A 24,499-nucleotide genomic window follows, 5' to 3' on the forward strand; every position below is an offset into this window, starting at 1 on the left:
CACTAAGCCAAATCAAAGCGATCCAAATTCATCACCTTCGTCCATGCGGCAACGAAGTCTTTCACAAACTTCCCTTCTGCATCAGCACTGCCATAAACCTCAGCAATAGCGCGTAGTTGGGAATTAGAACCGAATACTAGATCAATACGGCTACCTGTCCATTTCACGTCACCTGTATGGCGATCACGTCCTTCAAACACATTGTTATCCTGTGTCGCCTTCCACTCGGTATTCATATCGAGCAAATTGACAAAGAAATCATTGCTTAAGGTCTCAGGGCGCTTTGTGAATACACCGTGCTGTGTTTGGGCAAAGTTAGCATTCAGCACACGCATTCCGCCCACTAATACCGTCATTTCGGGTGCAGTTAGGGTGAGTAATTGCGCCTTATCCAGTAATAACTCCTCCGCCGTGACCGCAAACTCGCCTTTCAAATAGTTACGGAAACCGTCTGCCACAGGTTCTAATACGGCAAAGGAATCCACATCGGTTTGCGCTTGTGATGCATCCATACGCCCTGCGGCAAAGGGTACTGTAATCGCATGGCCTGCTTGCTGTGCAGCTTTTTCTAGCGCTGCACAACCGCCTAATACAATTAAATCAGCCAGTGAAATCTGCTTGCCATTGCTTTGCGCTTGGTTGAAGTCTTGTTGTATGCCTTCCAAAATAGTTAAGACTTTTGCTAACTGTTCAGGCTGATTTACGACCCAGTCTTTTTGTGGGGCAAGGCGAATCCTTGCACCATTAGCACCGCCGCGCCTATCTGAACCACGATAGGTAAAGGCAGAAGCCCAAGCAGTGGTCACTAATTCAGGTATCGACAAGCCTGAGGCTAATAATTTACCTTTCAGTGCAGCAATATCCTGAGCATCCACTAAGGCGTGGTTAAGAGCAGGAATCGGATCTTGCCAAATGAGTTCTTCTTGCGGAACTTCTTTGCCTAAATAACGCGCACGCGGCCCCATATCACGATGGGTGAGTTTGAACCATGCCCGCGCAAAAGCATCGGCAAACTCTTCAGGATGGGCATGAAAATGACGGGAAATCGGTTCATAAATCGCGTCAAAACGCAGGGCTAAATCCGCTGTGGTCATCATCGGACGATGCTTCTTATTTGGATCATGCGCATCAGGCACTAATTTATCGTCAGGGACATCCTTGGCTAACCACTGCCACGCCCCTGCTGGGCTTTTCACCAATTCCCATTCGTAACCGAAAAGGGTATCAAAATAACTGTTATCCCACTGAATGGGGGTATTCGTCCATGCCCCTTCAATCCCACTACCAATGGTATGCACGCCTTTGCCACTGCCAAAACTGTTTTTCCAGCCTAAACCCTGTTCTTCTATGCCAGCCGCTTCGGGTTCTTTACCTACATGATCTGCACTGGCAGCACCATGACATTTGCCAAAAGTATGACCTCCAGCAGTGAGTGCGACAGTTTCATAATCATCCATCGCCATGCGGGCAAAGGTTTCGCGAATGTCTTTGCCAGATGTCACAGGATCAGGATGGGCATTCGGCCCTTCGGGATTGACGTAAATTAAGCCCATTTGTACCGCTGCCAAGGGGTTTTCTAATTCACGATCCCCTTCATAACGCTTATCACCCAGCCATTCGGTTTCTGTACCCCAATAAATATCTTCTTCGGGTTCCCAAATATCAGCACGACCACCTGCAAAACCAAAGGTTTTGAAACCCATTGATTCCAGCGCACAATTACCTGCCAGAATCATTAAATCTGCCCATGAGATTTTAGTGCCGTATTTTTGTTTAATTGGCCATAACAAACGACGCGCCTTATCCAAGTTGACATTATCCGGCCAACTGTTGAGCGGGGCGAAACGTTGTGTTCCAGTACCTGCTCCGCCACGCCCATCCCCTATACGATAAGTGCCTGCGCTATGCCACGCCATCCGAATAAAGAAAGGCCCATAATGCCCATAATCGGCAGGCCACCAGTCTTGTGAATCGGTCATAAGCGCATAGAGGTCTTGTTTGACAGCATCCAAATCGAGGGATTTAAACGCCTCGGCATAATCGAAATCTGCATCCATCGGATTCGATTTCTGGGAATGTTGATGTAGGATGCTAAGTTTCAATTGATTAGGCCACCAATCACGGTTTGAGGTGGCTTTGTTCTGCCCACCGGCGGGGATATTAGCGTGTCCAGAGAATGGACATTTACTTTGGTCTGACATGCTTGCTGCTCCTCTGCGTGTTTATCCTTAGCTTAATAAGGAGTGTAGTTACGCAGCAAAAATCTATCAAACAGATTAAATAATACAAAACGATAGATTTTAAAGGTCAATATGTACAAGAAAAGTGTCTGAATGGCTCAGACACTTTTCGACTGACTCAGTTAATACCCCTTCTTATACTTCCGCTGCTCCTCTTGAATCGCTTTATGCAAACGTCCCTGTTTCTGAAAGAACGCATGTTTTTCGGCTAAAGTGGCTGAGTTATGTGCTTGCTCACGTTGTAATTTACGATAGCTTTGTAAGCGGCGTAGGTCTAAATCGCCTGACTTAAGCGCAGCTTGGACGGCACAATTCGGTTCATTTACATGCTGGCAATCAGCGAAGCGGCAGCTTTGGGCAAGCTCACTAATCTCTGCAAAAGTAGCTTCGACTCCGTCCTCACAAGCACTCAATTGCAGTTCACGCATACCTGGCGTATCCAACAACAAAGCGCCCCTTGGCATCGCATGCAACGAGCGAGATGTTGTGGTATGTCGCCCTTTATGTTTCAGCTCACTGGTGGCTTGGGTAAGTTGCTGTGCTTGCCCTAATAAGGTATTCACTAAAGTAGACTTACCCACACCGGATGAACCTAATAAAGCAATAGTCTGCCCTGCGCCACACCATGCTTGTAAACGCTCGGCTGTGCTGTTATCTAAGCCATTCACTGCTTCAACCACCAATAAACGATCGAGTTTCTGGACTTGCTGCACATAATCTTCAGGATTAGCACACAAATCCGCTTTGGTCAGCACTACGACAGGCTCTACTTGTGCTTCATGAGCTAATGCTAAGTAGCGCTCTAAGCGATTGAGATTAAAATTTTCATTCAGAGAACTGACCATAAAGACCGTATCAACATTTGCCGCAATTAATTGCAGCTCGTTTTTATGCCCAGCTGCTTTGCGACTAAATAGCGAAAAGCGCTCTAATTCACGCACAAAATGCTGCTGATTATCTAATAATAACCAATCGCCAACCGTCAATGCGGGCATGGAATGCAGAATCGACAAATGGATTTCACCTTGCTCACTCATCAGCCCATATTCAGAGCGATGCTGAGCAATGACCCGCGCAGGCGTATAAGTTTCTAAGTCAGACAGACTTAGCTGCTGTTGGAAAAACGGACGCCAACCTAAATTTAATAAAGATGTATTTTGCATCACAATGCCATGATTTAAAGATTAAAGAATAGGCATTTGCAAAGCCAGAACTGGCAAGGAAAGCTAATAACTAGCTAAACAGGAGAGCTTAAGGAGATTTAAAACAAGACTTAACTCAACGCTTCCTAGACAGTCAAAGCAAATGCTGCGTGAATATGAATTAAAGTTGTGACAATCATCGTATACCTCCAATTAAAATAGATTAAATCCTACTTGTATCTTAGTGGCTCTGGATGGTTTTTACAAAACCTACTGAGACAGGAACGCAAATTTAGAGGTGGTGTGTTTAGTAGCTGTACTAAACACACCTAGAAATACCTTACCTCTCCAACTGACTCACATCGCGCACCGCACCGCGTGAAGCTGAAGTCGTCATCGCTGCATATGCTTTCAAGGCAGCACTAACTTTACGTTCACGATTGACGGGTTTCCAGCCCGCAGAACCTTTTGCATCCATCGCGCTACGACGTTGCGCTAAGACCTCATTGCTCACGCGTACATTGATGCTGCGGTTCGGGATGTCGATGTCGATGGTGTCACCTTCTTCGATTAAGCCAATCGCACCGCCTTCAGCCGCTTCGGGGGAAACGTGGCCGATGGATAAGCCAGATGTACCACCGGAAAAACGTCCGTCCGTAATCAAAGCGCAGACTTTACCTAAGCCTTTGGATTTTAAATAAGACGTGGGGTAGAGCATTTCTTGCATACCGGGGCCGCCGCGTGGACCTTCGTAGCGAATGATTACCACATCGCCCGCTTTGATTTTATCGCCCAAAATCCCACTTACTGCCGCATCTTGGGATTCAAAAATGCGTGCAGGGCCAGAGAATTTAAGGATACTTTCGTCAACGCCCGCCGTTTTTACCACGCAACCATCTAGCGCAATATTGCCGAATAGCACCGCTAAGCCACCGTCTTGTGAGTAAGCGTGAGCTTTATCGCGAATACAGCCGCCTTCGCGATTGGTGTCGAGTTCTTCCCAACGTTTATTTTGGCTGAAGGCTTCTTGCGTGGGTACATTGCCGGGTGCAGCGCCATAGAAAGTGTGCACAGCAGCATCTTTACTGCGCATAATATCCCATTGATTTAAGGCCGCTTCCATGGTCGCGCTATGCACGGTTTTGCAATCACGATTGATTAAACCAGCACGATCTAATTCACCCAAAATGCCCATTACGCCACCCGCACGATGCACGTCTTCCATGTGATAGAGCTGGGTAGCAGGTGCGACTTTACTCAAGTTCGGTACTTTACGGCTCAAGCGATCAATGTCAGACACGGTGAAATCGACTTCACCTTCTTGCGCGGCTGCGAGCAAATGCAACACGGTATTGGTCGAGCCACCCATGGCAATATCCAAGCACATCGCATTCTCAAATGCGGCTTTATTAGCAATTGAGCGCGGCAAGACCGACTCATCATCTTGCTCGTAATAGCGTTTGGCTAATTGCACGGCTAAACGCCCCGCTTCTAAGAATAGCTCTTTGCGATCCGCATGAGTCGCCAGCAGTGAGCCATTGCCAGGCAAGCTTAAACCCAAAGCTTCGGTTAAACAGTTCATCGAGTTAGCGGTGAACATCCCCGAGCAAGAGCCACAAGTGGGGCAAGCCGAACGCTCCATTTTAGTGACATTTTCGTCAGTTTCATTGGGATTCGCAGCGGAAATCATCGCATCGATCAAATCCAATTTTGCGGTTTTACCATTGATCAACGCTTTGCCAGACTCCATAGGCCCGCCGGAGACGAATACTACGGGTATATTCAAACGCATTGCAGCATTCAGCATCCCAGGCGTGATTTTGTCGCAGTTGGAAATACAAACAATCGCGTCGGCACAATGCGCATTCACCATATACTCGACTGCATCGGCAATAATTTCGCGCGAAGGTAGCGAATACAACATGCCGCTATGCCCCATCGCAATCCCGTCATCAATCGCAATGGTATTAAATTCTTTGGCGACCCCACCATGCGCTTCAATCTCACGCGCCACCATCTGACCTAAATCCTTCAGATGCACATGCCCCGGCACAAATTGAGTGAAGGAATTGGCAATTGCGATAATCGGTTTCTGAAAATCATCATCTTTCATGCCAGTGGCACGCCACAACGCGCGTGCGCCAGCCATATTGCGACCTGCGGTGGAGGTGCGAGAACGATAAACGGGCATGAGAGATCTCCTGAGCAAAAACTTTGATTAAAGCGGCATTCTAACGCTGGAAGCGTGGGGAGTCATAGTAGGTTTAATTTGTTGTGGAATAATTTAAGACGTATAATTTATCTAGATATATACGTCAAAGGTGCCTTATGCAAACCAAACTCACCCTACGCTTAGAAGACAGCCTAATCGAACAAGCCAAACTCTATGCTAAAGAACACGGTTTATCGCTGTCACAGATGGTTGCGGATTATTTCAGTCTGCTTAAGCCAAATACTGAAAAAATTGCTTTACCACCGATTACACGCAGCCTCACTGGTCTATTGGAAAGTAGCACCTTAGATGAAAACAGCTTTCGTGATCATCTGGAGGAGAGGCATAGTTGAAAATTCTGTTCGACACTAATGTCATTCTCGACGTGATTCTAAATCGCCAACCTTTTGCGTCGAATGCGATTTTACTCATGGCAGCAGTTGAGGAAAAACGTATTCAGGGTTTTTTGTGCGCAACCACCTTAACCACTATCGATTATTTGGTCAGCAAGGCTCTAGGTACAGCACAATCACGCGCTACTTTGAAAAAGTTGCTGCAATTATATGAAATAGCTGCAGTGGATTATCCCGTAATTCAAGCGGCTATTGAGTCTGAAATTAAAGACTTTGAAGACGCTGTTCTATATGAAGCGGCAAAGCGAGCTGGTGCTGTTGGGGTCGTGACACGCAATAAAAGCGATTTTACGCCTGTCGATTTACCGATTTATTTGCCCGATGAATTGGCGGCGATTGCTGGGTTGTTGCAGATTCATGAGGAGGCAGCGAATTATAAGTTAAAAAGCTAATTCTCAGTTTGAGTCTACTTCAGGATTTGTGCCATATCATCATTCGCAACCAGCTCATAAATATCGTCAACTGTGATCACTACGCCAATCGAGTTCAAGTGAATCGTATCACCCCCAGTAATAATAAGATGGCTGCCAATCTTGGTTGCGGCGAAACACTTCGACTTCTACCGAGTACTTGCTCAATCAGCATATATTCTTGCAAGCTAGGTAGTTGTAAATATTCTAAACGTTTGCCTTGGCGATCACTTTGGCGCGTAGCTTTTGAAAGAACCTCAACGATAAAAGCGGGTGAGTCGGTTGAGTAATCATCTAAAAATTCGGGTCATGTATTTAATCAGTTGAAGAAGTGTCTGGAAATAGACTCGCCGATGACTTTATCATGCACCTCGACGGACTTAGAAAAGCAAATCGTGCGTCGCGCTAGGGTGTAAGCAAAGACCCGCTTGAAGTGGGGTGACCATGCGTACCACAGCCAACGCGGCTCAGATTTCTTTCCGACGAATGACCATTGCTCATCCATTTCACACACTAACTCAAGCGTGTGAAGGTACTCAAAGGGGAGCGGTGTTACCGACGGGTGCTGGAGTTTTTTAAGTGACGGACGACCGTGGTCGGACTAATCTTGAGGTCCCGTCCGGTATCCCGTACCCCCGATCCGTCTGTTCAACTGCTTAAATACATGACCGAATTAATTTAACCTTTCGCCGTGCTTTATAAATAGTTCACTTTTCAAGCAACTGGTGCTCAACCTAAGCACTAAAAAAGTGCCTTAGCAAGCTTAAAATAAGGCTAAAAACTAATAGCTTAGCTGCAAAGCCAGTTTATTATGCTTAATATCAGTGCATTAATTGAGTGAACGCACTATTATCGCTCAAAACATCATCTTAAGATAAACCGAAGTAGTCCAAACGCATCACAGCAGACCATTTTATTTCCCACACTACTAAAGAGAAGCGTTTAATGAGTATGATTCAAGAGGTTCTCACGACCGTCAAACAGCGTAATGCTGGCGAGCCAGAATTTCATCAGGCAGTGTATGAAGTTTTGGAATCTTTAGAGCCAGTTCTGGAACAACGCAAAGATTTACGCGATGCCAATATTCTGCAACGCATTGTCGAGCCAGAGCGCCAAATTATGTTTCGAGTGCCTTGGGTGGATGATGCGGGCAAGGTACAGATCAATCGTGGCTTTCGGATTCAATTCAGTAGCGTGATTGGGCCTTACAAAGGTGGCTTGCGGTTTCATCCTAGCGTAAATGCGAGCATCTTAAAGTTTTTAGGTTTCGAGCAAGTCTTTAAAAACGCGCTTACCACTTTACCAATGGGTGGTGGCAAAGGTGGTTCTGACTTTGACCCTAAAGGGAAATCAGATGCTGAGGTGATGCGTTTTTGCCAATCATTTATGACTGAATTGCAGCGGCATATTGGTGCAGATACCGATGTACCAGCGGGTGATATTGGTGTGGGTGGACGCGAAATCGGTTTCCTATTTGGTCAATATCGGCGCATTCGTAATGAGTTCACTGGCGTATTAACCGGCAAAGGTTTGGAATGGGGTGGCTCGCTCATTCGCCCTGAAGCAACCGGCTATGGCATGGTCTATTTCGCCGAAGAAATGCTAAAAACGCGCAATACTAGCCTAGAAGGCAAAGGCTGTAGCGTGTCTGGCTCTGGTAACGTCGCTCAATATGCGGTTGAAAAGCTCAATCAACTTGGCGCTAAAGTCGTGACCTTATCTGACTCTACGGGCAGCATTTATGATCCAGCTGGCATTACTGCAGAAAAATTAGCTTGGGTTATGGAACTAAAAAATGTTAAGCGCGGCCGCATCAGTGACTATGCCAAACACTTCCAAGCAGAATACTTACCGGGTCAACGTCCGTGGAGTTTGCCTTGTGATTGTGCTTTCCCTTGTGCGACTCAAAATGAAATCAGCGGCGAAGAAGCCAAAACCTTAGTCGCGAATGGCTGCCAACTGGTTGCGGAAGGCGCGAATATGCCAAGTACACCTGAAGCTGTGCATGCTTTCCAAGCAGCAGGCTTATTGTTTGCGCCGGGCAAGGCGGCTAATGCGGGCGGGGTAGCAACCTCTGGTTTAGAAATGAGCCAAAACTCGCAACGCTTAAGCTGGACACGAGAAGAAGTTGATAACAAATTACACAGTATTATGCGTAGTATTCATAACAACTGCTTTGAAACCGCTACTGAATACGGCAAATCAGGTGATTATGTCGCCGGTGCAAATATTGCAGGCTTCTTGAAAGTCGCAAATGCTATGTTGGCGCAAGGCGTGGTTTAAGTCTTTGTAAAGGGGGAGTTAGTTTTAGGCTCCCCTATTCTGCTCGATTTCACCAGTTTCCTGCCCTATCAGCCATCGCTACTCCCCGTATAATCCCTGCGATTCGCTCAAACATAGCAGCATCCATGACACAAGCTTTCCTTGAAATTGCTTACGATGACGCCAATTCGGTGGATATTTGAACCTTTAGGTATTTGCTTCTGCTTCCCAAACCCGCCGTAACAAAGAGCGCTGTGGTGATTTTGTGCAGCACACTGTTTTAGCAGCCTAAGCCTATTAACTCCCTTGTTGACTATTCACAAGGGAGTGTGGGTAATCAATGGATATTGATCAGTAAGCAGTTAAAATCAGGTGCTTGAATGATAGGCGAATTGAGACAGATTGTTTTTGTATCTGCACGGAGCTTCCAATGATCTGTCTGATTATAATAATTGGCAGGTTGTTGCATAATCTTAGCTAAAGTTAGCCTTTCCCCATAAAGCTGATTGAATAGTTGAATTTTTGCATTGGTGTTAAATAGTCGCTCTGCATAATCATAATAATTAGGTCGTGGTATAAGATTCAATACTGAGCCTATGGGATTTCTAATGCTGTAGTTTTCCTGAGTAGAGGCTGCGCTTTCTAGTTTATATCTTTCAAATAGAGTATTCGGGGCAGTTGACATAATTTGTTGAAAGGTTAAATAAAAGGGCCTCATTCGATTAACTGTAGCATTAGGCTTGTAAAAGAATTTCCTTAATTGATGAAAAATAGGTTCTTTTATTGCTTGAAACTGACCAGCTTCTTTTGCATCTAAAACAAGATCATTCTCCATATTCAACAACCGACTAGCCTGAGAGCAAAACTCCCACTCCATGCCGCTTTTTAGGCTCAACTCTTCTGCTGTTAGTGGTTTAATCGTAAAATATAATTTTTCTGATTGCTGCAATAAAATAGAAGCTACATCAATAGTTTTATTGATAGAGGAATTAACAATCATTTTATAGAGTAGAATATCGGCATGAGCTAGTGATTGGCGTAAGCTGAGCTGGTGCTTTTCTAATAAATCCAATGCTGCTTGGTTATTGTTTTGCTTTGCTAATAGAATACTTTTTAATAGTATTAACTGATTACCCCTTCTAAGGTAGCTTAGATTTAAACCTATAGGCGCTTGTAGGTTGTTGGGCATTAAGGTGACATAATCTGTTTTTGTTAGAAAGGTTTGATAGCGCTCCAGTAAGATGTGATTTTGCGTAAGAGCTTCTGCAATTTGTGATGCTTCAGCTTTAAACACGTTTTTTAAGCATAAGGCGGTATCTTCTTTTTCACAAAATAGCTCACCTTCAGGCAAGGGTAATTCCTTATTTTTTGGATAGGGTGTGAAACTGAACAGCTGCTTTCCTAGTTTATATTGCGCTTCACTTTGTCGAATAGCAGTTAATAACTGCTGGCCAACCTGTGCTGGATCTTCATCTTGGGCTGCATTTATACCGAGTAGATAGGTATAGGCTTCGCTGCTTTTAGTGCTTGGATCAACTGATGCAAGCAATGTTTGTGCTTCAGGACTGAGTACCTCATCTTTAGTAAGCCAATACGCTAAGGCTATTAATAGCACTAAGGTAGTTCCAGTGATACGTTTCAGCATTTTGATAGCTTTTAATGATTGGTAAATTTTTATTATCTGCAATTGTATTGAGTGCTGATAACTTTGCTGTTAAGTGGTCAGGCTATCTAAATAAACTAACCCTCAGATGAGGTATTTTCAATTCTTAAACATCAATTCGGGCTTATTCAAGCTGCCAAAACCAGCAGAGCGACTAGCTTGTTTGGCGGTAGCTCGATTGCTTAGAGCTCATGCTAGTGATGCGATTGTGTCCGGTTTAGTAGTTTTTCTGTCCTATCAGACAGAGCTTGTGCTTTTATAATCAAGCTTGGTTACTAACTAACAAAAGCAGTGTTTATGACCGAAGCTTGCATTGAAATTGCCTTACTTGCTTATGATGACGCCAATGCAGTGGATGTGTTTGGACCTTTGCAGGTGTTTGCGTCAGCTAATGAGTTGCTGGACTTGCAAGCCAATCATGCTGAAAAGCCGCGTTATCGCACTCGCCTGATTGCTTTAAAAAATACGCCAGCAGTGACTTTAGCAACGAAAACGCGCGTGTTATGCGATGGCGTGTTAGCTGATTTATTTCAAGCGCTGCCTCACACTTTATTAATGGTCGGTGGCACGCCTGCACCACAGATTTCGCAAGACTTAAACCTTATTCAACCCTTGCGCGAGCTAGTGCCACAAATTCCGCGCGTAGCTTCGGTGTGTAGTGGCGCATTTTTGCTAGCTGCAACGGGTGCATTAAATGATCGCCGCGCCACTACCCATTGGAAGCGTTACACCGAATTTAGACAGCGCTTTCCGGAGGTGAACTTGGATATTGATGCGCTGTTTACGCAGGACGGTAAATATTATTGTTCAGCGGGTGTGACTGCGGGGATTGATTTGACTTTGCAATTGGTGCAAGACGATTGTGGGCAGCAGGTGGCTTTGGAAACCGCGCGGCAAATGGTGGCGTTTTATCATCGTCCGGGCGGGCAAAATCAGTTTAGTTCGCCGGTAAACGGGCGGCGCGAATTGCAGCATCCTGCTTTACGCAAGGCGCAAGCATATATTCATCAGCACTTGGCTGAACCTTTGGAAGTGGCTCGTTTGGCGGATTTAGCCGCGATGAGTGTGCGTAATTTTTCGCGCCAGTTTTCCACTGCTACCGGTTTAGCGCCCTCGCGTTATATTGCCCAAGCGCGCTTAGATCAGGCACGTTGGTTGCTGGAATCCAGCGAATTGCCACTCACCAAAATTGCCCAGCAATGCGGCTTTCCCTCCAGTGAAATTCTGCGCCGCAAATTCATGCAAGCCTTAAACGTCACGCCTGCCGACTACCGCAAGCGTTTTTCTGTGTATACCGAGGAGTTCGCCTATGAATCCTAAAATCGTGATCTTGTCGCTCGCTCAAGCCTGTTATTGGTTTGCGGTATTGGTCGGGATTAGCCTATCGACCGTGATTGGTCTGCAACTCGCACCCAGTGAGAAGCTCGCGACCTTGCCTTATGCCTTGATTAGCGTTGGTGCGTTGGGCGCAACTTATCTTTTGTCTATAGTGATGCAACGTTCAGGTCGGCGTTTAGGTTTTCAAGTGGGAGCATTAGCTGGTGCAGTTGCAGCAGGTTTAGCCATGCTCGCTTTGAGCACGCAAAGCTTTGTAATCTTTTGCGCAGCAAGTTTGCTAATGGGTATTTATCAAGCCTCTTCAGTGTATTATCGCCTCGCTGCGCTTGATGAAATGCCTGCCCAACAATCTGGTGTAGCGATTGGCTGGGTATTAAGTGGGAGCTTATTAGCGGCGATTCTAGGGCCGAGCTTGGCTAAATTTGCTAACCACTGGATTGCAGAACCGAAGTATTTAGGCGCGTATGGTTTAGTCGCAGTTTTCAGTTTATTAGCTTTGCTATTAATCAGCTTTTTGGGTAAAAAACCTGCCAGTCAAGCAGCCAATAAAGCCACGCCCGCCAGCTTTTTAAAACGCCCTGCCTATTGGTTAGGGGTTGGCAATACCGCATTCGGGCAAGCTGTAATGATGCTAATGATGTTAGTCGCACCTTTAGCGATGCACCAACATCATTACTCGGTCGATGCAGGAATGTCGGTAATCGGCTGGCATATTATCGGTATGTTTTTACCGTCTTTTGTCAGCGGTAAATTAGTCGATAAATTCGGTGCAGGCTATGTACTGTTGGCAGGTTTAGCTGTCTTGGCCTTAAGTGCTTTAGCCTCGATACTAGGCACGACTGAACTGCACTACCACATTAGCTTATTCCTGCTCGGCATCGGCTGGAACTTGATGTATGTCGCTGGAACTAATCAATATAACCAAGCCTATCCCGCTGCGGAAAAAGGCCGCGCGCAGGGTATTGCCGAATTGGTCATTGCGGTTGCTGCAATTGTTGGGGTGATGGCCGGCGGCTTATTGATTCAAAGCTTTAGCTGGCAAAGTTTGAATCTGGGTTTGTTAGTGTTATTGGGCTTGGTGGTTGTGTTGAATCTCTGGATGCAAAAACAAGTTTTGCAACCAACTCTCAAGCCTTAAACGCTATACGAAATAAACTCCAACAAGGAGCCATCAGGGTCACGGAAATACACGCTCGTGCCGTGACCTTTTGAGCCAAAGCGTGCAACTGGCCCAACTTCCACTGCCACCCCATGCTGCTTTAAATGCTCAATTGCACTTTCAATTTTATCCGGCCAAATAAAGCACAAATCACTATTGCCGGGTTGCACTGGAATGTGGGCAACAGGTGCTGGATTCACATTCGGGCCGTGGCAATTCAGTTGCGCATTACCTAAGCGATAGGCAAAGCCATTGCCGCGTGGAATGATTTCTGCACCTAAAATAGTTTGGTAAAACGCATTCGAACGCTCCCAGTTGGAGACATGAATAACACAGTGGTCGAGGTCAATCCGCATATTTACGCCTAATGCTCAATAAAACGCGCCCGCAATTCTGGCGTCGGTAGCATACAAACCTCTTTCATCCCAAACCAGCGATAACGATTACGCGCTATAGCATCATAGGCCTTATCGCGCAGATAGCGGGGGATTAGCTTAAATAGAACCAAGCCACGCCACGGCCAACGCAAATAGGCCGCGACTCGCAACGCAGCATCCGAGCGCGTATATGCCTGACCGTTTTGGATTAAAACAAAGGTTTTTGCATCGTTTGGATCAAAGCCATGCTGCTGCAATAAGCGTGCGCCAGCTGCGGATTGTAAGGGAGTGAAATGTAAGATAGCTGCAGCTTCGTGTTGCAAGATAAAGCGTACTGAAAAAGTACAGAGATTACAGATACCGTCGAAGATAATTAGATCATTCATACTGCTAAGTGCTGAGGTTTTAATGAGCATAGCAGTTTAGAGCGGCAATGGGTTGTAAGAGAGCCTTACAACCCGAAGAAAGCCTAGCTTATTTCTTCACGTAAGCGCCAACACCACATAAGAAACCTTTTGAGTTTTTAATGATGTAGCTTTTCTTGTCTTGTGGGTCAGTGCCACCTGGTAAAGGCCATTTGTAATCAACCCAACCTTTGCCTTCTGCGCCCTTCGCAAGCTCAACCATTTTTTCAAAAGGTTTGTCGCCGTATTTATCAAAGCTCAGCATATCTTTGCCCACTAATTCTGGTTTCAGCGGGTGAGATAAGATTTTGCCCGTTAAGTCCATGCAGAATACATACAGGTCTTTAGCTTGGAAACCGCCGTCTTTCGTTTTGAAGGTTTCGAAAGCAGCTTCGCCTTTTTCATCAACTAATTTAGCTGCTTTTTCACTCATCGCTTGAGCTTCAGCTTCAGTACCCATTTCAGCCGGAGCAGCCGCTGGGGTTGCAGTCGCAGCACCTGCAGCTGGCTTAGCATCCTCAGCCATAGCCGATAAACTTAAAGCCAATAAAGCGGCACCGATCACAGTACTCAATGATTTCATCGTGGGACTCCTCCAAGAATAGATAAGCCAGCTAGTTACTCGACACTCGAAAACTGACTGGCACAGCGTGTGTAGTATTTACACAGCAAGGGATTGTAATTATTTTTTTTACGAATGCACTAAAAACAAACAAAAAATTTGTAAAGGAATTGTAAATCTATCAATGATTATTAAATTTACACTTGGCTCAATAAATTCAATAACCTAGAGGAGATAATGTGTAGTTTTAAACTCTAGCAAAAGCAAATTTTTACAAAGCCTAAGCCATTTGACTTTCGGCGCTTAATGCCGCTTTAATCTTATTTATTGAAATCAGCCATTCCTCAAAATAACTGGTTTCCTCCCAAAGCTCATACAACTCTGAATTTTCAGCAGTAACTAAATCCAGTGCTCGTAGAGCTTCAGAAACCAAAAGCGTAATCGGCTTGGCGTGCTGCATCAAACCAAGCTTTCCCTTCAGGCTGAATTTTTAAGAGCGCTTGCGTGTCATTGTCTTTTAGGGAAACCAAAAGAGCCGCTGCAGCAACGGCCGGCGAGCCAAGATCAGAATCTAGATAGTCTTCTGTTTAGCCTTAAATACATCCCGAAAGGCTTCAGCTAGCAAGCTCAAATCACCTGCTTCCGATTCATGAAATAAACATGCAGTGAAATCTAGAGCTGCATCATTTTCAAATGCTTGCATCCCCCAAGCACCCATAGCTTAGACTCCTTGGGTCTGCTGTAACTGGTTTAATAAACTCGCTCCTAATTCCCGATCTGTCATCGCAATATAAGCGGCATAACCACGTAAACGCTGGATGCTTTCACCTTCTGGTAAAGTTTTACCTTGTTTCAGATTATGCACGGCTGCGCGCATTTGCCGCTTTAACTCACGACTCACACGCGGTGCCTGTTCGCCATTCACGACTAAACCGGTGACTGCTTGTACATTGCCCTTGCGAATCACTCGCGTTTTTTTCTCGTTTAAATTGAAACCTTCCTCGCCTAAAACACGTTTTAAAGTGCCTAGCAGGCGGCTAATCTCGGCTGGATGTTTGCTATTGGCAGGCAAGCTAAAGGTCAAATCATCCGCGTAGCGGGTATAACGCCAGCCTGCTTTTTGGGCAAAACCGGTTAAGCGCCGATCCAAACGTAAGCACAAAGCATTGGTTAATGCTGGGCTGGTTGGTGCTCCCTGCGGTAAGCAGCGATCCGCTAAAGCGACATAAACTTGCTTACCTTCATGCTCAACAATTTCACGTGGTGATTCGGTACAAAGTAAGGCTAACAGTGTGGCGATTTGCTCAGGATAACCGGCCTTACGGAATACACCTTTGACGCGCTTCCAGCTAATCGTCGGGAAGAAGTTTTCAATATCGACTTTTACTAACACTTGGCTATTGGTGTGTTCAGCCGCATTGCTAGCAATCGAGCGCCCGCTGATAAAACCATGCGCTGAACCATGTACAACTAGACGATCAAGGATTTCGTGCAAAATCCAATGTTGAGCTTGTTTTAATTTCGGCAAAGGTGCCCAAATCGCACGCATTCCGCCCGAACGTTTCGGGATTTCAAAGCGGGTGTAATGGCTTTTCTCGGTGACTTCACGCTGATAGCAGAGCCAGCGCAATTCATTCACAGAAAGATTCAAGGCTTCGCAGAGTTGGGCCACTTTAGTAAGCGCAGGCAATTGATTTTCCAGCAAACGCTTATTCGCATTGGGTACATCCCATTGATCTTCACTGGTATCGTCCGTCCAATAAATGCCCTCGCCCAAATGCACAATATGCTTGGACTTATAAGCTTGCCAGGCTTCTTTATTCAAGCGGCGTTGCTCAGCCGCTTCTTTCTTGAGCTCTTGGCGGTATTTTTCTAGCTCGCTTTTCGACATATTGTCGGTTGGGCGACGCGCTACCATAAAGCCATTTTTCTGCATCTGTTCGCGCACATACGCATTCACGCTGCCGGCTTTTTCAATCGCTTGCCAAATTTGTTCGTAACGACTTAGTTTTTCACTCATGCTTTAGCCCTCAATAAAGCCGCTTAGTTCCAATTGTGCGATTTTGCCTAGATACGCATGGCGCGCTTCCTGCACGGAATTGAAGGCGAATTGCTGTGGTTTGTTTTGCTGATTCAGCTCACGACTAATCAACAAACGCTTTTGATTTAAAGTCACTTGAATCTGTTCTTGTTGTTGCTTATTTCGGCGTGTCAGTAGGCGTGTTTCATGGGTAATCACGCTCAAATCACGCTTCGCTTGCTGCTCAGCATATGCAATCCTTAACGCAAGCAAATGGCTACACGCACCTTGGCTCAGACCATGCGTCATAATCTGATGGCAAGAGCAGGATGCTTTGCTGATTTGCCCTTCTTCGGTGAGTTTGAGCTTGGCTAGATAATCACGCTTATCTTCTTTCACCGTAATTTCTGCAGAAATTTCTGTGCCTTCTAGCGGAATCACAGTCAATTGTAATGGGCTGATAGCTTTTTGGCGTGCGACTAAATCATAAGCCAGCTTTTCAGCGGGTTGACGGAATTGAAAATGCGCCATCTCCAGCGGCTCTTGAGTGAGCGGGCGATAACGATATACATCATGCGCCAGATCATAAATCACCAAACCTTGTTGGCTGGCTTGTTGCAGCGCGGTACGGCAAGTCAGCTCGCTCAGTTTAGTTAGTTGTGTTAGATCCTCTAAAGTTGCGACATAGGCTTTTTTCAGTGCATCCACAACCACTTTTAATTCAGCCACCGTCTCAGTGCGCCGTGGTAACAATAAATCAAAATTCAGTGCTTGTGACCAATTACTCGCCGTAAAACCCGTTACCGCCAGCGTTAAACTCATCCCCGAGCCACCTAAAATCCAGAAACTCGGCATCCCATTCCCCAAAACCTGCACTTCAATGGTTTCCGCAAAAGGTAAAAAGCGTTTCAATAAACTCAAACGCCGCCGCCCCCATAAACGAATCACCTTCGCCTGCTTGCCTTGATAAGCCTCGGCGCTGCCTTCAATCACCACATCATTCGGTTCTAATACCAAACGTGGCTGCTGATTCGGCACGAGTTCAATCCGCAAGCCGCGTTTTTTGCCTTTGAGATCCGCATGGAGGCGCAAATGACGTAGCGCGTTATACAGATCAATCGGCTTTAGGAAAAAGGTATCGCTCGGCAATTGCGCAGCGGATTGCACTTGCAATAAACCACGAATCCAGGTTTGCGGCACTTGAATACGCTTTTCGATTACTTCGGTAGCGGGTAAAGCGGCTGCGGTTTCAGTTTGGAAATTGACCGCTTCTTTACCCACCGTAAAATGGGTAGTGCGGAAGCTGCGAATCTGCTCAATGCCTTGGGCGAGCTCTTGGCTGAAGTCGATATTAGTCGTGCCAAATTGAGTTTGGCCTTGCGTCTCAAAGAACGCATTATCTAAAGCGAGCGCGGCATAACAACCTTCATCTTTACTAAAGACTTCGAGCAATAAACCATCAGGATGCACGCTAATAATTGGATCAAGAATTAGCCATGCTTGCGGGTCATTGCGTATTAACCAATCGAAATAAGCGCGATATGCTTTCGCCAAACCTAGATTCTGCGAGCTACGGCGCATTTGCATGAACGCGGCATAAGCGGCACGATCCTTCGGCACATAACGATAGTCACTACTGACAATCGCAAATAAAGTTGCTAAACCTTCGCGGAAAGCTATCGGCTGCTTAACTTTACCCGCAAACTGCACGGCATCACGCTCTAAATGCGTGAATAATTGCACCGCGTCATGGTGAAAATCGCTGGGCTGCTGATAGCGCAAGGTAAAGCTTTCAGTCCCTGCCACTGGATTGGTTTCAGTACTCATGCAGATGCTCCCGTGGTGGCTTTGGCTTGGCTACGTTGCCAGCGACGCAAGGCGCGATAGGCCGCTTTACTAATATCCGCATCGTTCGCGGCTTGCTTGATTTGTTGTAAAGCCGTTTCAGCTTCGGGTGTAATAATTCTGGCTAAACCTTCAATCGCCCCTAAACGCAAGGCTTCTTGTTGCTGTGGGTCATTCGCAATCTGCGCCAAGGTTGGCACTTCTTGCTTGGCAATCAAGACGGGTAAAACTTGTGCCTGATGCGCAGCGGTGGCAGCCGCTTCTGCTAAAGTTTTGGCGAAATGGTCTTGTAATAAAGCTTCTGGCTGGGCGAGTAAACGCTGCCAATCGACCTTGGCTTTGGGTTGATGTTTGGCGAGTAATTGATTCGCCAAAGTGCTGACTTGTAAGACAGGCGAAGATTGTAAGTTGCTTAAAGCTTCCAATACCGATTTATCACTCAGCTTATCTAGCGCTAGGAAGGCGGTCAGAATCTGTATTTGGAAGTGGCGCTCCGCTTTCTGTGCAGTGGTCAATAATTGCAATAAATGAGCCGGTTGCAGATTTTGTTGCACCAGTGTCCAAAGCAATTGATCCAGCGTTTGCACTAAGGTTGTTTCAGTTTCTTGACGCACCGGATCATCTGGCTTTTGCTCTAAGCGCTGATAAGCTGTTTGCCAGCGTGCGAAATAAGTTTCGAGCGCTTGCTCCAAACTAGTGGCTAAGGTTTTAGTGAGTTTATCCATCCGCCCGATTAAGCGTGCTACCCACTCAACGACTTCCGGTTTTTGCGCCGCTAATAAAGCTTGTAATTCATCTGTTTGGTAATCGCTGCGCTTCAATAAGCCTTGCCCTAACCCCGCCACAATATAGTGCGCATAAGCAGGATCATCTGGCACATAATCCTTGCCGAGCAATGCTAATAAGGTCGCAGTCGGGGCAGTATTGACGATACGTTCCAATAGCTTCGAATCGCTTTGTGGGTAATGACCTTGCAAGAGCGCATAGTCCACTTCAGTGGCAATAGTTGGCTCTGCTTTCCACACTAAGCGCGCCGTATTCAATGCTATTTCAACCACACCCATTTCATCATCTTCTTCACGTAATACTTTCAGTAAGAAACTACGTGTAGCTTCGGTATCGTGGTATTGCAGCAAGCTCACTGCATGTTCCCGATACTCACTGTAGCGGGCTTGATCAGCTGCATACTCTTGCACCAGCGCCCAAGCCGCTTGGGTATTCAACCAACGCAAACCATTCAGAGCATAGTTAGCTAAATCCGAGAAATACTCAGCATTCAATAAGCGTGATTTAATCTGCTTAAAGATGCGTTCGCCTTGCTCACCTTTGCCCAAATGGCCAATCGCTTCAATGGCCGCTTCGTGTAAGAAATGCTCTTTGTCTTCCGCGAGTTTCAGCAATTTATCTAAAGCGCGCTCATCGCCCGATTTACCCAAAGCAAGGGTGGCACGTTTGCGGAATTCATCATTTTTCTGATAATCCATGGCCGCCAGCAGAATGCTAAAGCCTTGCTGATGACCACTATTCGCCAAGCCCTCTGCCGCTAAGAACTGCACATCCAAATCTTTATGCGCAAGCATCGTCAGTAAGCCATTTACCCGACCCTCGCGCTTCAGGGCACGATGCGACATGGCTTGTAAAACGGGCATGAGTTGCGCAGTATTTAATACTGGCAAAGCATCCGCTAGGGCTTTATCTGCGTCTTTACTTTGCACCCAGCCCAGTGCATAAGCTAAACGTGTTGCTTCATCTAAATAATTCAGACGAATCAAATGGTTGAATAATTGAATTAGCAAATCTTCATGGCGGGGGAACTGTAAAGTCAACCAACGTTTATCTGCTGACTCATCTGCATAATCTTCAATGGGCTGGTCGAAACCGGTAATAGTAATGAGTGCTTTAATGATGGCTTTAGCTTCTTTCGCTTGTTGCTCCAAACGCTTGAGTAGTGGCTTAAAGGCTTCTATCGGGCGTTGGCTCGCAATCACTTCATAAGCTTGATTTAATAAGTCATTGTCTAAGAAATCGGTATTTAGATAGTTCACTAACCATAAAGCAGGCTCAGCATTCGGCAATAAACGCATAGCATTCAAGACACCGCGTTTCTGTGCACTCGTACCGCGTTTAAATAAACCGACTAAAGCATTGAAAGCCTGCGGATGTTTCTGTTGTGCCAGTGTCTCGGCTGCTTTCATCGCTACCGCGATGGAGCTGTTTTGGCTGGCTTCCACTACTAAAGCTGGCACACCCGTATCCGCATAATGCGCCGCTAAATCTCCCATCACTTGCAAACGCAATTCGGCTAAATTGGATTGCAGTGCAACGGGGGCAGCTTTGACCAAACCCAGATCCGCGCTATACAACTTCCACGCTTCTGGCGCGAGAATTTCGTGATTGCTACCAATCAAGTTTTGCAGTAATTGATGCGACTGTTTAAGTGGATAATGCTTAATCAGTAATTCTAAACCTTTGCGGGCAATATCGGTGCGTGGCGAAGTGGTGGCAGTATTCCCTAAGACGGCCAAATCCACGCCCATAGTTTGCAAGGTATCGAAGGCGAATAAGCGAATTTCGACTTGTTCATGGTTGAGCAGGGTTAGATAGCTGCTAACTACACTTTCGTATAAACTTTTGTCACGTTCAGCAAGGTCTTGTAAGCTACGTAAGGCTTTCAAGCGTAAGACTAAGGAACCATAACGTGGTGATTGCGGACTATCCTGACGCACCAGACCTAAATAAGCCCCGAAAGCGCGTTGATTCCATGCGGCTTGCTCGTGCTTAGCAGGCTCAGGTTTCAGCACCTTCGCTTCAGCCGCTTTAATTTCATTGGCAAAGCGTTTATTGAAAGCGTCGAATTGCAATTGCCATTCTTTGCCATTCATGCTGATTAAATTAACCAAAATTTCTAGCAAATACGCTTTTAAATGCCCACTACCGTAGACCAATATCGCGGCAATCTGTTGCAAATTAGCGGTACTGAAATGCCAGCATTTTTCCTGATCTTTACTATCTGAACCTTGTTGCTGTTGGAGCCATTGCCCCAAATAAGCCCAGCGCGCTGCTTCATCACTATAAGACACCAGTAAATCAGCACAAAACTGCTGCAACTCAGGCTGATTTAAACTTAAAGCCCACGTGCTTAATTCAGGCTCATCGCCATGCAGGAGAAACTCGTGGCTGGCGAGTGCTAGTACCGCTGGAATAAATGTCCGATGATCTTGTAGGAAAATTTGCAGATTTAACGGGGTAGCCGTTTCCAAAGCTAACTGGGCTGCCAAACGTTGTGACAGGCTTAATTGCTGTTCAACTAATTTAGTTTCAGCTAACACGGCCTTAGCTTGCGGTTCTGCTAATAGGGCTAAAGCGAAACCTGCATTGGCACGTACTACCGGACGCTCATCAGCTTGCAGTTCTAATAAAACCGGAACTTGCTCGCTACTGACTACATAAGCGAGTGCTTTAGCCGCAACCTCAACTAAGGAGGCATGAGTTGATTTCAAATAAGTTTGAATGGTCGCAAATGCTTGAACTTGTGCCGTTGACCCTAAACCTGATAAAGCTTGTGCAGTAATCCGTAGCCATTGTTCTTGTTCGGCTTTGATCGTCGGTTCTGGGCGCGCTAATAAAGCTTCTAAAGTCTTAAAAGCTTGCGGCTCCCCCCATTTGACTAAAGCATTCGCCGCCGTAACTTGCACATCGTCATAAGGGCTATTTAAGGCTGTGAGGAGTGCGGTTTGTTGATCTGCATCGACTAATAATTGAATCGCTAAATTGCGTAAAGACTCATGTTCATCATTCAATAATGTAGGCAAATGTGCTTGATTGGCTTTGCTTGGATTCTTTTGAATATGCAGCAAAGCCGCCTGTTTGACATCCACAAACAGACTTTGCACTGCTGCCGCTAAAACTGCTTGTGCCTCAAAACGTTTCTTTTCAGTTAAGGCAAAGCGTAAAGCTTCGGTACGCACCCCTGCAAAGCGATCATTGAATAACTCCAATAACAATGGTGCAACCCAATCCAACTCAGGTAGGACACGGCTTTTCGCCATTAACTCATTCAGCACTTCGCGATGCAGATTTTCATAACGGCTAGTCAGCAATAAACGCAGCGTATCTAGCTCTGAGCCACCCAATTGACGGTTCAAACAAGTTTTGAAGGTTTCTTGGCGGACTGGCTCAAAAGGATCATTTAAAGCGGTTTGCAATAAAACTAAAGCACGTTCGCTGTCATTTTTAGGGGTGACGGGTGTTGGGTCTTTAGGGCTGGAAAACAGTGTTTTTAAACTGCCCAGTAAGGATTTTTTCGGTTTTTCGCTGGTTTCAGGTTCAGCCAATAAATCTAATAAAGTCTTTAAGCTACGTGCATGAATATCTTGATGCTGTGAGGCAAAACCCCGTTCTGCTGTTAGCAGCCGATTTGCTTGAAGCTTCTCTAACGCATTGAAAGCCGCATCGCGCACTTCCGGCGCTTTATCATTGAGCAGTAGCTCTAAAGTGGGAATGCTATCGTCTTGATTTAACCAAGCAAACGCCCGTCCAACACCGGCGCGAATTGCTGGATTCGCTTCTTGGCTTAGGACTAATAACATGCCGAACGCCCGTTGATCTTGGAGTACCGCTAAGGCAAATGCCGCCAAGAAACTAATATCTGCATGGCGATTACTCATCCCTTGCAGCAGCACATTGTAATCAGCAAACTCCAAGGCTTGGATCAGTTTCGCCGCCTCTTTGCTCGAGGTTTTAGGCGCTTTGGCAGGTTTGCTTGTACCATCACCGAGCAATTCAAAATCTTCTAACTCTTGCAGTTGGCGCGCTAAATCGGGTTCCAGTGTTTTGAGGGCTTGGGTCAAATTGGCTTGACTTAAAATCCCGACTAAAAAAGCGGTGTGACGCAGATTCGCGTCATTATCAGACTGGGCTAATAATAGAGCGCGTTGCACCTCCATATCTTGCAGGAGTTTGCGCTGATATAAGCGTATTAAAGCCGCACGCTGTAAATCAGCTTGAGCCACTGCTAAAGCTTGGAGTGATGCTTTGGGCGAATCACCATAGAGCTTTTCCAACAAACTCAAAGCGGTCAAACGTAAAGCGGCCTGTTTATGATTCAGTGCCTGCACCAACATTTGTTCAGCACGCGGCTGCTCTTTGGCCAGTGCAGCTAAAACCGTTAAGGCTTCCTTACCAATATCAAGCTGATTGGTCGCCAGTGCAACTTCATACGGGCGCAAATCATCCGCTGCCACTTTGCCTTCCCAGGCTTTGAAGGCTTGTTGGCGCACGGTGTCATGGCGGGTATCTTTGGTAGCAGCTTCTAATAAATTTAAGGCGCGTGGATGTTTCGCTTTGGCCACTAGCTTAATGATTTGCTCACGCAAAGCGTGATCTTGTTCGCTTTTAAGCTGATTATCTAATAAATCAAAAGCGCGTTTATCATCATACTTAGCCAGCAGAACTAAGGCTTTCTCGCGCTCTAGTGGATCAGCGCGTTCGCCAAAGTATTTGGCCCAAGCATAGCCATCATTAATCGCGACTTTGATCTCACCCAGTTTTTCTTCTTCACTTAAGCCGACAATGGTTAAGGAGGCATCCGTACCAGCGACTAATAGCGCAGGCTTATCCAAATACTGAATTAAGCTCAAATAGGCAATATTCGGTAAACCTTGTTTTAAAGTAGTGGGTTGACCACCGCTATACGCCCAAGCTTTGACGCTTTTATCGTGTGCACCAGTAAATAAACGCTCTTTGCCGAGTAACAGTGCACTAATCGCTACTTCATGATTGCTACTTTTACCTTTATCTAAAGGCTGCAAAGTACCGCGTGCATGGGTTAAAAACAGCTTCTTATCTGCACCGGCTGAGTAGAACTGTAATTCGTTCTGGGCAAATACTAGAGCGGTGACTTGACCTTGATGCACTACACCTTCGCTGGATAAAGCAAATTCACTGGTTGGTGTTTCAGAGTGGTAAACGGCCAGCTTGCCTTGCCGGAAACCCACCACAAACCATAAACCATCTGGACTACTTGCTAATGTGGTTGCCGCATCAGTCTGCTCAAAGGTTTGGCTAATATTATTTGCTGTTAAATCAACAATCTGGATTTGCTTGGCTTGTAACACTGCTAAACGATGTTGTGCTAATAAAGCCAATGCCAAGACTTCACTTTGACTAAAATCTAAATGGCCTAGCGCTTTGGCTTTGCCTTCTTTAAATGCGCTGCTGTAGAGCTTACCATCCGTGCCAGCTAACCAAATCTGTTCTGTATTGCCTACTAAAGCAGTGGCACTACAAGGTAAGGCATCGCTTTGCAGCTCGGTGTATTCGGTGCTGGTGTTTAAGCGATAGAGTTCAGTCGCTTGGTTTTCGGGATGCTTGGTAATAAAAACGCTGTGAGCACCTTGACTCACCAAGCCCTGAATTTGCCCGCGATAGGTGTGAAGTAAATTAATCATAGT

General features: G+C 46.0%; 16 protein-coding genes and 2 pseudogenes. 5 read left to right on the top strand and 13 right to left on the bottom strand.

Going from position 1 to position 24,499, the window contains the following annotated elements:
• Positions 1 to 2: 2 nt before the first annotated feature.
• The 3 genes from katG to ilvD all read right to left on the bottom strand — a co-directional run bounded on the left by katG (position 3) and on the right by ilvD (position 5,573).
• Positions 3 to 2,201 (bottom strand): catalase/peroxidase HPI, encoded by a 2,199-nt coding sequence (gene katG / locus Q0230_RS09230; protein WP_298609679.1) that lies wholly within the window; start codon positions 2,199 to 2,201, stop codon positions 3 to 5.
• A gap of 161 nt (positions 2,202 to 2,362) precedes the next feature.
• Positions 2,363 to 3,403 (bottom strand): ribosome small subunit-dependent GTPase A, encoded by a 1,041-nt coding sequence (gene rsgA, locus Q0230_RS09235; protein ID WP_298609680.1) that lies wholly within the window; start codon positions 3,401 to 3,403, stop codon positions 2,363 to 2,365.
• 319 nt (positions 3,404 to 3,722) lie between these two features.
• Positions 3,723 to 5,573: a dihydroxy-acid dehydratase gene (gene ilvD, locus Q0230_RS09240; protein ID WP_298609681.1), complete on the bottom strand. Its 1,851-nt coding sequence runs from the start codon at positions 5,571 to 5,573 to the stop codon at positions 3,723 to 3,725.
• A gap of 137 nt (positions 5,574 to 5,710) precedes the next feature.
• Between ilvD and Q0230_RS09245 the strand changes: the two genes are divergently transcribed.
• Both Q0230_RS09245 and Q0230_RS09250 read left to right on the top strand, forming a co-directional pair.
• A complete protein-coding gene (locus Q0230_RS09245) occupies positions 5,711 to 5,947 on the top strand; it encodes a DUF6364 family protein (RefSeq protein WP_298609682.1) in 237 nt (78 codons plus the stop codon).
• Positions 5,944 to 6,399 (top strand): PIN domain-containing protein, encoded by a 456-nt coding sequence (locus Q0230_RS09250; protein WP_298609684.1) that lies wholly within the window; start codon positions 5,944 to 5,946, stop codon positions 6,397 to 6,399. Before Q0230_RS09245 ends, Q0230_RS09250 begins: the two co-directional genes overlap by 4 nt.
• 94 nt (positions 6,400 to 6,493) lie before the next feature.
• Here Q0230_RS09250 and Q0230_RS09255 read toward each other — a convergent pair whose 3' ends face one another.
• Positions 6,494 to 6,682: a Uma2 family endonuclease gene (locus Q0230_RS09255; RefSeq protein ID WP_298609975.1), complete on the bottom strand. Its 189-nt coding sequence runs from the start codon at positions 6,680 to 6,682 to the stop codon at positions 6,494 to 6,496.
• 54 nt (positions 6,683 to 6,736) lie between these two features.
• Positions 6,737 to 7,062: pseudogene (locus tag Q0230_RS09260) on the bottom strand (IS1 family transposase); the annotation flags it as partial.
• Positions 7,063 to 7,362: 300 nt separating this feature from the next.
• On the opposite strand from Q0230_RS09260, the gene gdhA reads away from it, so the two are divergent.
• Positions 7,363 to 8,700 (top strand): NADP-specific glutamate dehydrogenase, encoded by a 1,338-nt coding sequence (gene gdhA / locus Q0230_RS09265; RefSeq protein WP_298609685.1) that lies wholly within the window; start codon positions 7,363 to 7,365, stop codon positions 8,698 to 8,700.
• Between the two features lie 316 nt (positions 8,701 to 9,016).
• Here gdhA and Q0230_RS09270 read toward each other — a convergent pair whose 3' ends face one another.
• Positions 9,017 to 10,324, bottom strand: a complete 1,308-nt coding sequence (locus tag Q0230_RS09270; protein ID WP_298609686.1) for a hypothetical protein — start codon at positions 10,322 to 10,324, stop codon at positions 9,017 to 9,019.
• Positions 10,325 to 10,639: 315 nt separating this feature from the next.
• On the opposite strand from Q0230_RS09270, the gene Q0230_RS09275 reads away from it, so the two are divergent.
• Together Q0230_RS09275 and Q0230_RS09280 are read left to right on the top strand one after the other, a co-directional pair.
• Positions 10,640 to 11,662, top strand: coding sequence for a GlxA family transcriptional regulator (locus Q0230_RS09275; RefSeq protein WP_298609687.1), 1,023 nt, complete (start codon positions 10,640 to 10,642; stop codon positions 11,660 to 11,662).
• A complete protein-coding gene (locus tag Q0230_RS09280; protein ID WP_298609689.1) occupies positions 11,652 to 12,818 on the top strand; it encodes an MFS transporter in 1,167 nt (388 codons plus the stop codon). The genes Q0230_RS09275 and Q0230_RS09280 overlap by 11 nt, the downstream gene beginning before the upstream one ends.
• On the opposite strand, the gene Q0230_RS09285 is transcribed toward Q0230_RS09280, so the two are convergent.
• The 7 genes and pseudogenes from Q0230_RS09285 to Q0230_RS09315 form a co-directional block, all read right to left on the bottom strand.
• Positions 12,815 to 13,195: a VOC family protein gene (locus Q0230_RS09285; RefSeq protein ID WP_298609690.1), complete on the bottom strand. Its 381-nt coding sequence runs from the start codon at positions 13,193 to 13,195 to the stop codon at positions 12,815 to 12,817. The two genes, Q0230_RS09280 and Q0230_RS09285, sit on opposite strands and share 4 nt — an antisense overlap.
• Positions 13,196 to 13,203: 8 nt before the next feature.
• The gene (locus Q0230_RS09290) at positions 13,204 to 13,602 is read right to left on the bottom strand and encodes a thiol-disulfide oxidoreductase DCC family protein (protein ID WP_298609691.1); all 399 of its coding nucleotides are present in this window, start codon (positions 13,600 to 13,602) and stop codon (positions 13,204 to 13,206) included.
• 88 nt (positions 13,603 to 13,690) lie between these two features.
• Positions 13,691 to 14,203 (bottom strand): cache domain-containing protein, encoded by a 513-nt coding sequence (locus tag Q0230_RS09295; protein ID WP_298609693.1) that lies wholly within the window; start codon positions 14,201 to 14,203, stop codon positions 13,691 to 13,693.
• A 259-nt stretch (positions 14,204 to 14,462) separates the two neighbouring features.
• A pseudogene (locus tag Q0230_RS19685) lies at positions 14,463 to 14,900 on the bottom strand (DUF4259 domain-containing protein).
• 3 nt (positions 14,901 to 14,903) lie between these two features.
• On the bottom strand, positions 14,904 to 16,202 hold the full coding sequence (locus Q0230_RS09305; protein ID WP_298609697.1) for a retron St85 family RNA-directed DNA polymerase: 1,299 nt from the start codon (positions 16,200 to 16,202) through the stop codon (positions 14,904 to 14,906).
• Between the two features lie 3 nt (positions 16,203 to 16,205).
• Positions 16,206 to 18,029: a hypothetical protein gene (locus tag Q0230_RS09310; protein ID WP_298609698.1), complete on the bottom strand. Its 1,824-nt coding sequence runs from the start codon at positions 18,027 to 18,029 to the stop codon at positions 16,206 to 16,208.
• Complete coding sequence (locus Q0230_RS09315) at positions 18,026 to 24,496, bottom strand: HEAT repeat domain-containing protein (RefSeq protein WP_298609700.1); 6,471 nt, start codon at positions 24,494 to 24,496, stop codon at positions 18,026 to 18,028. Before Q0230_RS09315 ends, Q0230_RS09310 begins: the two co-directional genes overlap by 4 nt.
• Between the last annotated feature and the right edge of the window lie 3 nt (positions 24,497 to 24,499).

The sequence above is a fragment of the uncultured Thiothrix sp. genome, from assembly GCF_937876535.1.
Lineage (GTDB): Bacteria > Pseudomonadota > Gammaproteobacteria > Thiotrichales > Thiotrichaceae > Thiolinea.

What these genes read in the sequence shown, in the direction of transcription:
- Q0230_RS09280 (WP_298609689.1), top strand. Translation starts at nt 11,652, where the DNA reads ATGAATCCTAAAATCGTGATCTTGTCGCTCGCTCAAGCCTGTTATTGG.
- Q0230_RS09285 (WP_298609690.1), bottom strand. Translation starts at nt 13,195, where the DNA reads ATGCGGATTGACCTCGACCACTGTGTTATTCATGTCTCCAACTGGGAG.
- Q0230_RS09275 (WP_298609687.1), top strand. Translation starts at nt 10,640, where the DNA reads ATGACCGAAGCTTGCATTGAAATTGCCTTACTTGCTTATGATGACGCC.
- Q0230_RS09305 (WP_298609697.1), bottom strand. Translation starts at nt 16,202, where the DNA reads ATGAGTGAAAAACTAAGTCGTTACGAACAAATTTGGCAAGCGATTGAA.
- rsgA (WP_298609680.1), bottom strand. Translation starts at nt 3,403, where the DNA reads ATGCAAAATACATCTTTATTAAATTTAGGTTGGCGTCCGTTTTTCCAA.
- ilvD (WP_298609681.1), bottom strand. Translation starts at nt 5,573, where the DNA reads ATGCCCGTTTATCGTTCTCGCACCTCCACCGCAGGTCGCAATATGGCT.
- Q0230_RS09315 (WP_298609700.1), bottom strand. Translation starts at nt 24,496, where the DNA reads ATGATTAATTTACTTCACACCTATCGCGGGCAAATTCAGGGCTTGGTG.
- Q0230_RS09295 (WP_298609693.1), bottom strand. Translation starts at nt 14,203, where the DNA reads ATGAAATCATTGAGTACTGTGATCGGTGCCGCTTTATTGGCTTTAAGT.
- Q0230_RS09290 (WP_298609691.1), bottom strand. Translation starts at nt 13,602, where the DNA reads ATGAATGATCTAATTATCTTCGACGGTATCTGTAATCTCTGTACTTTT.
- Q0230_RS09310 (WP_298609698.1), bottom strand. Translation starts at nt 18,029, where the DNA reads ATGAGTACTGAAACCAATCCAGTGGCAGGGACTGAAAGCTTTACCTTG.
- Q0230_RS09245 (WP_298609682.1), top strand. Translation starts at nt 5,711, where the DNA reads ATGCAAACCAAACTCACCCTACGCTTAGAAGACAGCCTAATCGAACAA.
- gdhA (WP_298609685.1), top strand. Translation starts at nt 7,363, where the DNA reads ATGAGTATGATTCAAGAGGTTCTCACGACCGTCAAACAGCGTAATGCT.
- katG (WP_298609679.1), bottom strand. Translation starts at nt 2,201, where the DNA reads ATGTCAGACCAAAGTAAATGTCCATTCTCTGGACACGCTAATATCCCC.
- Q0230_RS09270 (WP_298609686.1), bottom strand. Translation starts at nt 10,324, where the DNA reads ATGCTGAAACGTATCACTGGAACTACCTTAGTGCTATTAATAGCCTTA.